This is a genomic window from Burkholderia sp. YIM B11467 (genome assembly GCF_052952715.1).
The window spans coordinates 242591-256970 of record NZ_JBQVSQ010000004.1 but is presented as its reverse complement, the minus strand read 5'-3'; the positions used below and the strand labels follow the sequence as shown (position 1 = coordinate 256970).

General features: G+C 63.9%; 12 protein-coding genes and 1 pseudogene. 8 read left to right on the top strand and 5 right to left on the bottom strand.

What is annotated here, in order from left to right; all coding sequences use genetic code 11:
• Positions 1–9: 9 nt before the first annotated feature.
• A complete protein-coding gene (locus ACTRWB_RS16450) occupies positions 10–1098 on the top strand; it encodes a hypothetical protein (RefSeq protein ID WP_446902504.1) in 1089 nt (362 codons plus the stop codon).
• Here the strand turns inward: ACTRWB_RS16450 and ACTRWB_RS16445 are convergent.
• Complete coding sequence (locus ACTRWB_RS16445) at positions 1087–1929, bottom strand: galactosyltransferase-related protein (RefSeq protein ID WP_446902503.1); 843 nt, start codon at positions 1927–1929, stop codon at positions 1087–1089. The two genes, ACTRWB_RS16450 and ACTRWB_RS16445, sit on opposite strands and share 12 nt — an antisense overlap.
• A gap of 72 nt (positions 1930–2001) precedes the next feature.
• On the opposite strand from ACTRWB_RS16445, the gene ACTRWB_RS16440 reads away from it, so the two are divergent.
• From ACTRWB_RS16440 to rpoD, 5 genes are all read left to right on the top strand, one after another.
• The gene (locus ACTRWB_RS16440; protein WP_419690384.1) at positions 2002–2859 is read left to right on the top strand and encodes a 1-deoxy-D-xylulose-5-phosphate synthase N-terminal domain-containing protein; all 858 of its coding nucleotides are present in this window, start codon (positions 2002–2004) and stop codon (positions 2857–2859) included.
• Between the two features lie 12 nt (positions 2860–2871).
• Positions 2872–3780: a transketolase gene (locus ACTRWB_RS16435; RefSeq protein ID WP_129518116.1), complete on the top strand. Its 909-nt coding sequence runs from the start codon at positions 2872–2874 to the stop codon at positions 3778–3780.
• 158 nt (positions 3781–3938) lie between these two features.
• Positions 3939–4664: a JmjC domain-containing protein gene (locus ACTRWB_RS16430; protein ID WP_446902502.1), complete on the top strand. Its 726-nt coding sequence runs from the start codon at positions 3939–3941 to the stop codon at positions 4662–4664.
• 14 nt (positions 4665–4678) lie between these two features.
• The gene (locus ACTRWB_RS16425) at positions 4679–5581 is read left to right on the top strand and encodes a DUF6817 domain-containing protein (protein ID WP_446902501.1); all 903 of its coding nucleotides are present in this window, start codon (positions 4679–4681) and stop codon (positions 5579–5581) included.
• Between the two features lie 312 nt (positions 5582–5893).
• Positions 5894–7921 carry an RNA polymerase sigma factor RpoD gene (gene rpoD, locus ACTRWB_RS16420; protein ID WP_446902500.1) on the top strand — a complete coding sequence of 676 codons (2028 nt, stop codon included), beginning with the start codon at positions 5894–5896 and terminating at the stop codon, positions 7919–7921.
• A 96-nt stretch (positions 7922–8017) separates the two neighbouring features.
• On the opposite strand, the pseudogene ACTRWB_RS16415 reads toward rpoD, so the two are convergent.
• A pseudogene (locus tag ACTRWB_RS16415) lies at positions 8018–8205 on the bottom strand (cold-shock protein); the annotation flags it as partial.
• Between the two features lie 30 nt (positions 8206–8235).
• On the bottom strand, positions 8236–9984 hold the full coding sequence (locus ACTRWB_RS16410; protein ID WP_446902499.1) for a cholesterol oxidase substrate-binding domain-containing protein: 1749 nt from the start codon (positions 9982–9984) through the stop codon (positions 8236–8238).
• A 474-nt stretch (positions 9985–10458) separates the two neighbouring features.
• On the opposite strand from ACTRWB_RS16410, the gene ACTRWB_RS16405 reads away from it, so the two are divergent.
• Both ACTRWB_RS16405 and ACTRWB_RS16400 read left to right on the top strand, forming a co-directional pair.
• Entirely contained in the window at positions 10459–10686 is a 228-nt protein-coding gene (locus tag ACTRWB_RS16405) for a hypothetical protein (RefSeq protein WP_446902498.1), read from the top strand.
• 212 nt (positions 10687–10898) lie between these two features.
• On the top strand, positions 10899–11732 hold the full coding sequence (locus ACTRWB_RS16400) for a response regulator transcription factor (protein WP_048244886.1): 834 nt from the start codon (positions 10899–10901) through the stop codon (positions 11730–11732).
• 425 nt (positions 11733–12157) lie between these two features.
• On the opposite strand, the gene ACTRWB_RS16395 is transcribed toward ACTRWB_RS16400, so the two are convergent.
• Positions 12158–13861 carry a cyclic peptide export ABC transporter gene (locus tag ACTRWB_RS16395; protein WP_446902497.1) on the bottom strand — a complete coding sequence of 568 codons (1704 nt, stop codon included), beginning with the start codon at positions 13859–13861 and terminating at the stop codon, positions 12158–12160.
• Between the two features lie 37 nt (positions 13862–13898).
• A complete protein-coding gene (locus tag ACTRWB_RS16390; RefSeq protein WP_129518427.1) occupies positions 13899–14378 on the bottom strand; it encodes a hypothetical protein in 480 nt (159 codons plus the stop codon).
• Positions 14379–14380 lie beyond the last annotated feature (2 nt).

Below are 14380 nucleotides of genomic sequence, written 5' to 3'. Positions count from 1 at the left end.
GAATCCGTCATGCGCGACGTCGATCTGATCGTGGTGGGCTCTGGCTCGCTGGCTCACGCGGTGCTGATGAGTCTCGCCGGATGCGGCGACGCGCCGATGGACGTGATTGCCGCGGCGCGCAACGACACGGCCGTGCATCACATGGCGACGCTCGCCAATGCGCTCGGCGGCGGAAGCGCGGGCCGCATTGCCGTGACCCCCGTGGCGTGCGACTACTCGCCTGCATCGTTGGCACGCTTGTTCGACGCATATCGGCCGCGCGTCGTGTTGACCCTGGCGTCGATGCAGTCGCCGTGGGCGATGACGCGCGGGTGGCAAAAACTCATCGCGGTGCTGGGCTACGGCTGCACGCTACCCTTGCAGGCCGCGCTCGCCGACCGGGTCATGCGGGCGGCGACAGTTGTCCATCCCGACGCCCATCTCGTCAACGGCTGCTATCCAGACCTGGCCAACCACGTGCTGACCGGGCGCGGCATTCCGGTCGCGGGAGGGATCGGCAATATCGCCATCGTCGCGTCAATGTTGCACGGTCGCACCGAATGCGTGCCCCTGTCGCTGCTCGCGCATCACGCGCACGTCGGCGCGATGATACGCGGCGCTTGGGACGGACTGCCCGCGCCGGCCGTGTGGCTGGACAGCCGCCGCCTGCCGGAACATGAAGCCGCCGCGTTGACCGCGCCCGTGCGCCTGCCCGCCGACGCCACGCTCAACAGCCTCACGGGCGCGCTCGCCGCGCCGATGCTGCGCGCCCTGTCAGGCCGTGCGGACGCATGGCAGGGTCATGCGCCGGGCCTGCACGGCCGGCCCGGCGGCTATCCGGTGCGCGCGGATGCCGCCGGCCTCCATCTCGCGTTGCCGCGCGGCATGACGCCGGAGCAGGCCGAGCAACTGAACAGATCGTATGCGTTGCACGACGGCGTGACCGTCGAGGACGGGCGCTATGTATTGACCCGCTCGCTTGACGATGCGGAACGCGCGCTGGATATCCGCTTGCCGGCGGCGCTTGCCGCGTGGCGGGCCGACGCGCTCGACGAACAAATCGCGTTGCTGGTGCGCTTGCGCGCGACCATCGATGCGACGGACGCCTCAGCTCGCTGAAACCGGGCTGCGCGTCGTTGCGCGCAAGGCGTCTTCCTCATAGGTCCCGAGCCAATCCCCGCGATCGTAGTTGGCCAGGGCTTGCCGGAACATGCGGTCGCGGCTTTCCCAACGATCTTGCACGGGTGGATAATGACGAATGCGCGCGTCGTCGTCGTGGGACACATGCAGCACGGTGCCGCTCTGGCGCCGCATGAGCCCGGCGCTCAGCGTCAGCCGCGCGATCATGTCCTGGTCCTCCCAGCCCCAGCCCAACAGGCATCCGTTGTAGCCGCCGATGCATTCGAAGCCGACGCGACGCACCATCAGCAAGCCGGGCGCCTGGCGTGTGCCGTCCGCCGCGTCTTCCTCGTTGTCGATGATCTCGAGCGCGCGTCCGTTGGCAAGCCGCAGCTTCAGGTGATAGCCGAACATCGCGACCTGGCCGGCCTTGCGCGCGTTGCGCACGGTCTCCGTCACGCCGGCGACGGTTCCGAAGGCGTCGGGTTCGGCTTGCAACTGCCGGACCAGCGCGTCGAGTTGCCCGTCCGGAATGATGATGTCGCAATCGCAGAAGAACAGGAGCGGACGACGCGTGTGCGCGGCGCCGATATTCTGGGCGCGGGCCTTGTTGAACCAGCCGGATTCGTCCACGTGCACCACCTTGACGTTCGCCGCGTGGCCGGCCATCAGGTCGCGCAGTTGATCGGCGTCGCCGCCGTAATTGACCACGGTAACGCCGCCGTCATGCCGGGCGGCGAGTTGGCACAAGGAGGGAAGCGCCTGTTTCAGCTCGTGCCGCCCTCTCCAGGTGACGACGATATCCAGGCTGAGCGGCTCGAGAGTTGACATGTTGGCTTTCCTTGAGAATCCTAGTGTCAGGGCAGTATCGATCCCCGTCCTGCAAAGGGAATCGCATCCGAGATGAATAACACTACCGGCAAGCGCGCGACGTCCGACAGACAGCTGGTGCGGCCAGAACTGGCCGATCCCAGTGTAGCACTGCGGGTGCGGCATGCGATATTGGCAGGATTGCGCGCCAACGGCGGCGGCCATCTGGGCGGCACCTTGAGCTGCGTGGACATCCTGCTCGCGCTGTTCGCCGCGCGTGCGATGTCCGCGCTCGACGCGACAGGCGACGCCCTGTTGCTGTCGAAAGGCCATGCAAGCATGGCGCTCTATGCGGTGTTGCAGCAGGCCGGCGTCGACCTGGGGCCGCTCGGCACGTTCGGTACCGCCGGCTCCCCGCTGCAGGGGCACCCCGATCGCACCCGGCTGGCCTGCATGGATTTCTCGTCGGGTGCGCTCGGGCAGGGCGTCGCCATCGGGCTGGGCATGGCGCTCGCGCGCGAGGCGCGCCACGTGTGGGTGGTGCTGGGTGACGGGGAATGCCAGGAAGGCATGGTGTGGGAAGCCGCGATGCTGGCGGCCCGCCACGGCGTGCCGAATCTGCACGTGATCGTGGATCTCAATGGGGAACAGGAATGCGGCTGGGCGCACGACGCGCGGCTGGATTCCACGCCCTTGCCCGACGCCCTCGCCAAGTGGCGTGCATTCGGCTGGCACGCGGATGAAGTGGACGGACACGACATCGACGCATTGACCGGCTTCGCGCATGCGCATGCAGAAGGGCCCCGGCATGGGCCGACCGTCCTGCTGGCGCGAACCGTCAAGGGTCACGGCCTCGGGCTCCAGCTCGATCGGTTTCGTCGCCACTGCACCCAATTGTCCGGCGACGAGTGGGCACGCATCGCGGGCTCCGGCCACGCGCCGGATCGATGAGAGGTTTGCCGCATGAAAAGACTGGCGCTATCGATTGTCGACGAGCTGCGAAGGAGGGCCGAACAGAGCGACCGTATCTGGGTGCTCGACGGCGACCTGGGCGATTCCTACGGCTTGTACGACGCGCAGGGGCGGCCCGTGTTCTCGCGCTTCGTTCAGGCCGGCATCGCGGAACAGGCGCTCATCGGCGTCGCGGCCGGGCTGGCCGTGAGCGGGCAATGGCCCTGGGTGTTCTCGTTCAGCGCATTCCTGTGCCATCGGGGTGCGGATCAGATCCGCACCTGCGTCGCGTCGCAGGGGCTGCCCGTCGTGATGATCGGCTCGCATGCGGGCGCGGCGAGCGGCACCAATGGCGCGAGCCATGCCAGCCTGTCGGACCTCGGTGTCCTCGCATCCATCGGCGGCGTGGATCTCTGGGCGCCCGCGGACGCCGCCGACGTCGAACTGGCCGTCGGGTCGTTGGCCGCTTCGCCGCGGCCGGCCTACGTGAGAACGAGCCGGGAACCGGTCGGCGACCTGCGGCTGCCGCCGGGCGTCGTGCGCGGCAACGGCGTGGCCGGCGAGACCGTGCTGCTGTCGTGCGGATACGCATCGCACTGGGCACAGGAGGCCGTGCAGGCGCTGGCTGCCGACGGCGTGCCGATTCCGTGGCGGCACATCGCGCATCTCGGCGAAACCGTGCTCGCTCAGTGGATCACGAGCCAGCCACGCCTGCGCGGCATCGTGGTCCTCGAAGACCATGGACCGGCCGGCGGCCTGGCCGACACCGTTCGCAGGATCGCCCCGCCTGGCGTCACCGTGCGCGCTCTGTCGTGGCCGTCGGGTTGGCATGGCGAATCGGGTGCCATCGCCGACCTCAGACGCGCGCATGGCCTCGACACCGATGCCCTCGTGCGCCGCATCAAGGAAAACATGACGTGAAAGCCCAAGCGAACCCACGCGCGACCCTCGCGAAAATTCTCGATCCGATATCGATCGATGCGTTCCTGCGCGAGTCTTTCGGCAAGCGCCCGCTCCTGATTCGCGGGCAACCGGGGAAATTCGATTTCCTGATGAAACCGTCGCGCATGATCTTCGGATTGGACAAGGTCACCGAGATTCGCTGCGTGTTCGGCGGCTTGAAGCAGGCGACCATCGGTCCCGCCGATATCCGGGAGATGTACGAAGCCGGGGCCACGATCTGCGTGACGGACATGCAGCTTGCGCACCGTTCGCTGTGGACGGCGGCCCGCAACGTCCGGCGGGAAATCGGCTTTGCCGGGCGGGTCGATTTCCGCGCGTATCTTTCGCCGCCATCCTCGGGCTTCGATTTTCATTATGACGCGAGGACCGCCACCACGTTACAACTCGATGGCGAGAAGACCTGGTGGTACGCCACGTCGCCTCATACGTTGTTTCCGACCGAGAATTCGACGCGCTCCGACATGGCCGCCGTGCATCGAGCCGTCGCGCGGCAGACGATCCGCAAGGTCACGCTTTATCCGGGCGACCTGCTCTGCCTGCCGCCCGGCTTGTGGCACAAGGCGAGGGCGGGTGACGGCGGATCGCTCGCACTGAACATGGCATTCAATCACAGCGGCGCGACGGTCGGCGACGTCCTGCTCGACGCGCTGAAAGCGTCGCTGGCCGGCATGCCGGACGCCATGCGGCCGTTCGTGACCGGCGCGGGCCCTACCGGCGTTGCCGAGCTGGAACCCCATATCGCAACCTGTATCGCCGCGCTGCGAGACACGCTCGCATCGTTCGACGGCAAGCGCCTCGCGCCGCGCCTCGCAAGCGTCGCGGGCAAGGCCGGACGTACCTGAGCGCGTGGCCTGCGATGCGTGACGCCCCCATCGACGCGGATCGTCTGAACGCCACGCTGGCCCTCGTCGCGGATGCGATGCGCATCGCGCATTCCGGTTCGACGCTCTGGGATCACCTGCTGGGGACCTACGAGGTGCTGTCGGGATGGGGCGCCGATCCCGACACCCGTCTCGCAGGCCTGATTCACAGCATCTACTCGACCCAGTACTTCCGCCATCGCGTCGTGGCACCAGGCGAACGCGAACGGGTGGCGATGGTGGTCGGCCAACGGATCGAAGCGCTCGCCCATGCATTTTGCGTCCTCGATCGGGACAGCCTTCGTCGCGCGTCCGAGCGCCTTGACCTCGCGCCGGTGCGCAGGCCTTTGCGCATACCGACGCACGCGGGCGACGGTGAACTGCATGTGACGGCCGCACAGTGCAGGGCATTGCGACTGCTCGATCTCGCCAACGAAGCCGAGCAACGCAGAACCCTGTTCAGGATCGACGGGCCGTGGTTGTCCGGTATGTGCAAAGGATTCCGAAGCATTGGCTTCGTGCCGCGGTCGTTCATCCGCGCGCCCAGCATCAGCGACGTACAGGAACGTCGGTTGTCCACGTTGTATGAGCATGCACTCGCCGCGCCCTCCAGCCATGCCGCGCAAGCGCTCAGGGCCTGCATCCAGCTCGCGCCCCAATGTGCGGAGCCGAGGTTCCTGCTGGCCGCCTTGCGGCTGCAGGCCGGCGATTTTCGCGCCACGTATGTGGAGGCGTCGACGGGAATCGCCAATCTCGATGGCTGGGGCGCGCCATGGGATGCACGGATTCCCGGTCAAGGGTGGCGGTTCCTGGGGGAGCAACTCGCTATGGCTGCACGTGCAACTCATCGGAATGCGCCCGCGATCTATCAGCAGATCCTGAGCCGTATCCGTCAATAAGCCAGCGCATGCCTTCGATACACCGGCTGAACGATTCCATCAAGCCGTTGCATCGACCGGTTGAATCCGCCGGCCTTGGCGGACGTTCGGGGAAGCCACTTGTTGAGGCCGCTACAGGCAGTTTTCCAGACATCCGATGCGCCACGGCTGCGAATGTCCGCCGTCAAGGTTGTGCCGCACAATACATTCCGGTATCATTCACGCCCCCCACAAGCTGCACACACGGATTTCGCGCGAGGCGTCCCGCCCTCGACTATCCGTGCGTACACGATTCCGTTCGCATCCCGGCAGGCAACCCATTCTTCTGGTGTCATGTGCACGACGATCGTCGGCTCATCTGTCGAGGAGCATGTATTGGCAATTCCTGATCGGAACGATTCTATATCCCCTGAAATCACCGCCACGGCAAAAGTCGGCCGCCGTGTGTCAAAGGGAAAGGCTCAGGCCCTGACACCGACGGACATCGCGTCGCTGGCACGCCAGAATGAGGAGCGCCAGCACCAGATGCGCGCGTTGATCGCGCTCGGTCGCGAGCGCGGCTATCTCACCCACGCGGACATCAACGATCACCTGCCCGACAACTTTGCCCAAACGGCGGCGATGGACACCATCGTCAGCACGTTCAGCGACATGGGCGTGGCCGTATACGAACAAGCGCCGGACGCCGAAGCGCTCCTGTTAACCGACGCCGCGCCGGCCGTGGCATCAGACGATCAGGCGGACGAGGAAGCGGAAGCTGCGTTGTCGACCGTCGATTCCGAATTTGGCCGCACCACGGATCCGGTTCGGATGTACATGCGTGAGATGGGGGCCAGCGAACTGCTGACCCGCGCCGGTGAAATCGAGGTCGCGAAACGGATCGAAGATGGTCTGCAGGACATGATTCAAGCGATTGCCGCGTGTCCGTCGATCGTGTCCACGATTCTTGCCGATGTCGACCGCATCGTTGCCGGCGAACTGCGCATCGACGAACTGGTCGATGGCATCCGTGTCGACGCCGATGAAAGCGAAATGACGCCGGAGTCCCAGGAAGAGGATGCGGAAGCACTCGCTGCCGACGATGAGTCGGACGAAGACGGCATTGAAACGGACGCCGGGGATTCGGAGAAGGTGAACGCGGCACGCCTCGAAGAACTCACGAACGACAGTCTCGTGATTTTTGCGCGTGTGCGTGCACTGTTCGAACAGTTGCCGGATCTGCCTGTCACAGGAGATGCACGTTCCGCAGCAGTTGCGCAAGTGCGCACGGCGATCCAGCGGGAACTCGCGCCGATCCGCTTTACGGCCAAGACCATCGACCGCCTGTGCGCCATTGTGCATGGGCAGGTGACTGAGGTCCGCGCGATCGAGCGCAGCATCCTGGCGATTGCTGTCGACCGTTGCGGCATGCCGCGCGACGCGTTTGTCGAGTCGTTCCCGGGTCACGAGACCGACCTCGAATGGACGAACCGCGCGGCGGCGACCTCGCAGCAGTTTGGCGCGGCGCTCGAGCGACATCAGCCGGCGATTCAGGCGGCGCAGCAGAAACTCGTCGACATCGAGTCCCGGGTCTCGTTGCCACTCCAGCAGCTCAAGCAGATCAACCGCCAGATGAGTGCCGCGGAACTGAAAATGCGGCAGGCCAAGCGCGAGATGATCGAGGCGAACCTTCGTCTTGTCATTTCAATCGCAAAGAAGTACGTGAACCGCGGCATGCAGTTCCTGGATTTGATCCAGGAGGGCAATATCGGCTTGATGAAGGCCGTGGACAAGTTCGAATACCGGCGCGGCTGGAAGTTCTCGACTTACGCGACCTGGTGGGTCCGGCAGGCTGTCACGCGTGCGCTCGCCGATCAGGCGCGGACCATTCGCGTGCCGGTCCACATGATCGAGACGATCAACAAGCTGAACCGGATATCGCGCGAAATCCTGCAACAGACAGGGCAGGAAGCGCATCCCGCCGTGTTGGCAAAGCGCATGGAGATGTCCGAGGAAAAAGTGCTCGGTATCCTCAAGATCGCCAAGCAACCTGTCTCGCTCGAAACCCCGGTGGGTGACGACGCCGATGCAACGCTCGGCGACATGATCGAGGATGTCTCGGCGAGTTCGCCGGCTGAGGCCGCGATTCAGGCGAACATGCGCGCGGCGATCGACGAGGCGCTCAGCGCGTTGTCGCCGCGCGAGGCCAAGGTTCTGCGGATGCGATTCGGGCTCGACACCAACTCCGATCACACGCTTGAAGAGGTCGGCAAGCAGTTCGACGTGACCCGCGAGCGGATCCGTCAGATCGAGAGCAAGGCGATGCGCAAGCTGATGCATCCCAGCCGGGCGGACAAGCTCAGGCCCTTTCTCGAGCGCTAAGGCAAGCCGGGCGTGCGCCCGGCTCCAGGCTTGCAGCGATCAGGCGTCGGCCTGATCGTTGTCCTGAACGGGCGTATTCGCTGCGGGGAATACTTGCAGCGGCTCGATGCTGGCAGCCTGCTTCCCCCTGGGGCCTGCTTGATCTCGAAGCTGACCTTCCGGCCCTCCCGAAGCGATCTGAAGCCACTTCCCTGAACCTCGGAGAAGTGCGCGAGCAGGTCTTCGCCACCGTCATCCGGCGTGCCAAGATTGGCGTTCAAGCGAACGCCATCGGCAAAATCCACGAATTTCGACTCCGGCGTCCGCCGGGATTGCTACGGCATCAACCGATCCAGCAGCGGCGACCGGAAGATCCGGTTCGGGTCGTAGCGTTCGAGGGTCGCGCGCGCCGCATCCCACGTGCTCGACGCCGGCTGTCCTTCACGATGCAGGTTCGGAATCGTGCGGGTGAGCATCGTGTCGTCTTGCCAGGCAGCTGTATCGGTGTAGCCCCAACCCTTCGACCATTCGGGGCGAAGCGTCGCATACGAACCGGTGTAGTTCGAGAGCATCCATTGCTCGATCTCGCGATAGAAGCGATCGGCAGACGGCGTGCCCGGTAACGTCAGAATATCGAACCACACGGCGACGTCCCAATCCGGCCGGTCGGGGCGCGGCTTGAGTGCGGACAGGGTGGGCACGACCGCGCCGGCGCCGACATCGGCCGGCTTGTCGAGACCGGTGATACGGATTTCGACGGGACCGTTCATCGGATACTCGCCGCGCGCCTTGTACGTGTCGACGCGGTTCTGATAGAACTGCACGAATTCGCTGATCACGCGCTGCACGTCGGCGCGCCGCGCCAGTACCGCGTAGCCGTTCGCGGTGACGCGCAGCGTCGTCGGTCGAATGTACTGCAGCACGGTGCGCGACCAGCCCCAGATATCCCCGCTGAGCGTGAGCGCGAGACCGGCGGCCGTGATGGCCAATTGCGTCTGGCCGAACAGCGGCGTCAATGCGCCTTCGCCGCCGATCACGATCCGTTTGACGAGATCCGAGATGGACTGCGGGATCGAATCGGAGAACGGATAGTTGTACGGCTGCGTGACGGCGCGCGACAGGAACGGTTTGCTGGGCGTCGGCGTCCAGACCTTAAGCCACGGGCTGGACGTGAACGGGAACCAGATGGCTTCCACCCGGCCCGCACGATCGAGAAACGACGCGATCGTGCGGCCCGATGTGCCGGCCGGCGCAAACAGTTCGGATGCCGGAATGTCAACGTAGCTCTGGCAGCGTAGCCGCTGGTTCGGGCCCGCCGTCAGCGTGACTTCGACGACGAACGCCCGCCCGATGTGCGTGAGGAACGCGCCGATCTCGGGATCGCTGCGCTCGAACCGGCGCAGCACGTATTGCTGCCGGGCCGGATCGTACACGACCGCGGTGAGCGCGACCACGAGGTTGCTCAGTGAGCCGTAGGTGTGGCCCGGTTGCAAGGTTTCACCGGCCGCCGGCACGGCAGTGCCGTGTGCATCGATCGCGAGCGCACCGCCGAGCGTGATGTCGCCTGGCGCAGGCGCGGCAATCACGCCGAGGCCATACTGCTCGAGCGTCGCGAGCAACGACTCCAGCGAGATGCCCGTTTGGGCGGTGACGCGCGCCGGGCGTGCCGACGTGTCGACGGAGACGGCCGTCAGCGACTTCGTCGTATCGAGCAGCACCAGATTCGCGGCACCGGCGCCCGGATCCAGCGTCAGCGGCGACCAGTTGTGCATGTACCCGCGCGGGCGGATCCGGTAACCGTTCGCGCGCGCCCAGTTGACCGCCGCGACGACGTCGTCGGCAGAGCGCGGCGCGGCGGTCCACACGTCCTGCACTGCGATTTCGCCGCTCCAGTTCTGGAACGCCTGCTTGTAAAGCGGGATATCGGCCGGGAAGCCGGGCGGCGTCGCGTCAGCGGTCCGCGCGTTGGCCGCAATCTGGTAGAGCGGCGTCCAGCCGGTGACGACGCCTGCGGCCGCGAGCTTCGCCATATCGGCGAGGAAAGCGCGGCGCGACGCAGGTTCGTCTCGGAAGTCTTGACTCATGGTGTGCTCCAGTTTTTTCGGAATGGTTTTGACGATCGGAAAGACGACAGATGACGCGTTGATACCGGGATGCGGCAATTCGAACAGCAGCGATGCGGGCTAAAGCGTTGGCCGGTCAGGATTGAAAAAACGACCGGTTCGGCGATTCGCGGACGCGCATCATCGCGGACCTCTGGAAGGAAATCCAGAAGCCGCCCGGTTTCTTATTCAACTGGCGCCGGCCTGTCCTGCCGGCAGGCGAGTAGGGGAATTCGACTGAATATCGCGTGACGAAGCGCTAGCCGCGACGATCAATAAAGGACGATTGCGCGTGAATATTTATTCGCATGTTTCAAGATTCTAAATAAAATCACTCGCAATTCATGATCGGTTGATGATTTACCCGTTGCATCGCCGAAATGGTATCAATCTGTTCGATGTGTGACAAGCGGTGATCAATGCAAAAAAAGCACGGTGGAGAACGAATAATCCTGGATGAAATCCGCCTCGCCTTCTCTCGAACGACGTTTCGCAAACGGAAACAAAAACGGAAATAGAAACGAAAACTCCCGCGCGCAATGCATGACTGGATTGTTGCAAAATATCGTGCCAAATAATAGCGAATCTATTCATTCAAAACTGGTGCATCAATCGATTTCCGTTTTGCTGGACGAGGCGCCTGATGAAAATATCCAATTGACTGCAAAATATCTTAAATCGTAGATATCATACGCAGCTAGGGTACTCGTGCATCAAATCAATGAAAGGGATCGTTTCGATTTTTTTGTTTCGTTTTATTCGGTAAACACGCCAAGAGCGCTTTTATCCCGCGACACTCAATGACCGAAATAAATGTTTCAGCTTATGGCAGGGTTCGCCAGCAATCGTCAATCCCTGCGCCGCCGTCCTCAAGCACGCACGACAAGGAGAGTCAGATGGTCGCGATCTTCGCGAAGCTCGGAAAGGTGATTTCGAGCGCCGGCAGTGAGCGGTTCGCATCCGACATGCATGCATTGCTGGTTGGATCGATTCCGGTCGCAACCACCAGGATGACGGAATGGACGCTCGACGAGCCGGCGGGCGAAGTGGTCCACGTGGAATCGCTCGGTGCGTTCGGCGCGACGCGCGACGACGGACGCGGAGGCGCACCGGTCGTGCACGGCGAGCGGGAACCTGAGACGCATCCACTGCGGAACCGGATCGTGGCCGCTTGCGACCGGCAGCTCATTCACGTCGATCCGCTGATGCGGCGCGGCAACGGCGGAGAGGTCGTGCCGCCGCGTGGGGCGGGCGTGGGATTCCAGTGCCACCTCGTGTCGCGCAAGGCGAATCGCCGCTACGTGATCTCGTTGCATCGCGCGGCGTCGCATGACGACTTTTCGTTGCAGGAGATGTCGTTCCTGAGGAATTTCGCCGATACGCTGCTGCCGCTCGTCGAGTGGCATGCATCGACGCGGCGGCAGGGCGTGCGCGAAGGCGGGACGCCGCGCGGTGCGATGGCGGTCGGGTCTGGTGTCGAGGCGCTGCGCCACGAGTTCGAATCGCGGCTGGCGCGCGCCTCGGTCGTGCTGTCGGCGCGCGAAAGCGAAGTGTGTCTCGGCCTGCTCGCGGGCAAGATGCTGCGCGAAATGGCCGGCGAGCTCGGCGTCAAGGAGAGCACGGTCGAGACGTACATCAAGCGTGCCGCGGTGAAGCTCGGCATCAGCGGCCGGCACGGGCTCACGAAATGGATGATCGACAATTGCGCGCCGTGCGCATCGGCGGCATGACGCCGCTTCCTTTCGCGCATCGGATCGCGGTTCCGGCTTCGGCTGCTTCATCGACCCTCTGTTCAACGCTGTCGGAAGACGCCTGACGAGGCGTTGAAGCTGCGCTCGCGCGCGGCGCGCGCCGACATGATTCGAACATCGTGCCGCTCATCCATTTGTCGCGGATATCCGGGACAAACCGACGAAGCACCGGCCATCGAATCCGGTGCGGCGCGCGGCGCCGCGGGTCAGATCGACGCATCCGGCCCGTGAAGCGGTCGCCGGCCCGGGCGATCCGCCGTTCGTTGAAAACGGGATCGTCACGTGACGAAGCGGCATCGTCCGGACGCCCGCTCATTGCACGGAGGGGTCGACATACATTCGCGCGAACACCCGCATCGCATCGTCGCCGCCGCCGATGACACCCCGGTGGCCCGGGTCACCGGTCACCCTGCCATGTCGGCGCTGACGGGACACCTGGCCGAGTCCGAGAAGATGCGACCGCTATCCAGGCGAATGACCCGACCGGCCAGCCTGAAATACTGATCGTCATGGGTCACGATGATCACGCATTTCCCCCGCGATTGCAGATCGGGCACCAGCACTTCGTAGAAGAATTTCTTGAAAACCGGATCCTGGTCGGCAGCCCATTCGTCCAGGATATAGATCGGGCGATCCTCGATGTAGGCGCAAAGCAACGCCAGTCTCTTGCGCTGCCCCGTCGACAAGGCCGTGGTCGTCGAGTACGTTTTGTCGTGAATGTCGATCTTGCCGGCCAGCTTGAGGGTTTCGAGGTATTCCTGCGCACGCTTGCTGCTCGCGCTTTCATGGTCCGGCCCGATGATACGATTGAACAGATGGAAATCGGTGAATACCGCGGAAAACAGATTCCGGTACCGCTCCCGCGCATCGTCGTCGATGACCCTTCCGTCCAGGGCAATATGGCCTTCGGTTGGCGCATAGAGGCCGCTGAGCACCTTCGCCAGTGTGCTTTTGCCACTGCCGTTTCCACCGATCACATAGACCAGCTCTCCGGCGTGAATCGTCAGGTTGACGGGGCCCAGGACGAAGTCGACCGACGACGCGTTGTCACGGTAGGTCATCTTGACGTCGCGCAACTCGATACGCTGCCATGACCTGATCGGCGCGGATTCCCCCATGCCGGGCGAGGGCGGCTTGCCGAATGAATCGGGCGTGTCGTCGATCAGGAAACCGAATTCCGCGAGTCGGGCGAGGGCGGTCTTGCCCTCGGCCACGATCGGCAGAATGTTGATCAGCATGGTCAGCGGCCCCATCATGTAGAGCACGGCCAGGATGCTCGCCGTGAGTACGGCGGGATCCACGACGCCGAGAGACGGCACGCCGAACAGCAGGAATCCGAGCAGGACCGCCACGGTGACCTGGCCGATGCTGTCGCCGGTCATGAACCAGAAGCGTTCGATGAAGTTGTAGCCCGCCACGCGCCGTGACGAGACTTCGATCGCCGCCTTGGTGAACCAGCGTCGTCTGGCCCGGTTGAGCTTGAGTTCCTTGATGCCGAACACGAGGCTGTGCGTGTATTCGTTGAACTGGACAAACTCGTCGCGCACGCGTTCCGTGAAATTGGCCGCCTTTCGATAGAACAACAGGTAGAGCACCAGGCCGACGATCGTCAGCGTGAGCGTCGACGCGAAGACGATCCACGACAGATAGGCGAGATAGGCGACGCTGCACATCAGGACGACTGATTGAACCAGGATCGTCGGTATGGTGAGCAGGGTCTGGCTCAGTTGCGGAATGTCTTGCGTCAGCATCGTCAGCACATGCGGCGCGCCGCGCCTGTCGATGTCTTCCAGCGGCGTCGCCAGGATGCGCTTGCACAGGTTGACGCGCAATCGCGTCATGATTTTCATGCACGCGTAGGACGGCATCGCGGCAGCGCCGCTCCGGCAGATCACCGCGACGACGTTCACCGCGATGAAGATCATCAACAGCATCGGTCGATCGTCCTGGTCGTGAAGCACCCGGCTGATCAGGCCGACGCCCGCGATCGACGCCACGCCGCTGATGAGGCCCGTCAGGACCGTGCCCAGGGTCAACCAGGGATGACTGCGCCACATCAGGGTGACGGCTGAGTGCCACGGCGGCGATTTGCTTTGCTCGGAGTCCATGAGTCGCTATTCGGAAAGGCGTGAAAACGGGAAGGGCTCAGTTGACCAGGTGACTGAGTTCGATGGCGTGTGCCGCTGATCTCAATCTTGACGAGGCCTCGTGCCTTCCGAGAAACGTGATGCTTTCGACGATTTCCAACGGCGAATCGGAAAACAGGATGCAGCACTTCAGCAGGCGCTGCGCACGGTCCCAGCCGACGTTCATGGAATCGGCCACGCCCTGCAACGCGGCCTCGACCGACGCAGCCGTCCAGCCGTCGTTCCGGATCAGCTGCGACTCGATCAGCCGAAGAAATTTCAGGAGGGTGCGGGGATTGCTTTCGATGCTGTACATGAGGATGTAATCGATCCGCAGTTTCTTCGTGATCAACGGAAAAATCAGGTCGATCACGCCGGCGGTCGATTCGCATTTCCCGTAAGCCAGCGAAATCGCCTCGCCGAGCTTGCAGTCCCGGTGAAGCGCATCCAGCGCGGCCTGTACGAACGCCGCTTCATGGTCAACGGTAGTGATTTGCATGA

Excerpts from the sequence above, each read along its gene's own strand:
- ACTRWB_RS16450 (WP_446902504.1), top strand. The coding sequence starts at position 10 with ATGCGCGACGTCGATCTGATCGTGGTGGGCTCTGGCTCGCTGGCTCAC.
- ACTRWB_RS16445 (WP_446902503.1), bottom strand. The coding sequence starts at position 1,929 with ATGTCAACTCTCGAGCCGCTCAGCCTGGATATCGTCGTCACCTGGAGA.
- ACTRWB_RS16440 (WP_419690384.1), top strand. The coding sequence starts at position 2,002 with ATGAATAACACTACCGGCAAGCGCGCGACGTCCGACAGACAGCTGGTG.
- ACTRWB_RS16435 (WP_129518116.1), top strand. The coding sequence starts at position 2,872 with ATGAAAAGACTGGCGCTATCGATTGTCGACGAGCTGCGAAGGAGGGCC.
- ACTRWB_RS16425 (WP_446902501.1), top strand. The coding sequence starts at position 4,679 with ATGCGTGACGCCCCCATCGACGCGGATCGTCTGAACGCCACGCTGGCC.
- rpoD (WP_446902500.1), top strand. The coding sequence starts at position 5,894 with ATGTGCACGACGATCGTCGGCTCATCTGTCGAGGAGCATGTATTGGCA.
- ACTRWB_RS16410 (WP_446902499.1), bottom strand. The coding sequence starts at position 9,984 with ATGAGTCAAGACTTCCGAGACGAACCTGCGTCGCGCCGCGCTTTCCTC.
- ACTRWB_RS16405 (WP_446902498.1), top strand. The coding sequence starts at position 10,459 with ATGAAATCCGCCTCGCCTTCTCTCGAACGACGTTTCGCAAACGGAAAC.
- ACTRWB_RS16400 (WP_048244886.1), top strand. The coding sequence starts at position 10,899 with ATGGTCGCGATCTTCGCGAAGCTCGGAAAGGTGATTTCGAGCGCCGGC.
- ACTRWB_RS16395 (WP_446902497.1), bottom strand. The coding sequence starts at position 13,861 with ATGGACTCCGAGCAAAGCAAATCGCCGCCGTGGCACTCAGCCGTCACC.
- ACTRWB_RS16390 (WP_129518427.1), bottom strand. The coding sequence starts at position 14,378 with ATGCAAATCACTACCGTTGACCATGAAGCGGCGTTCGTACAGGCCGCG.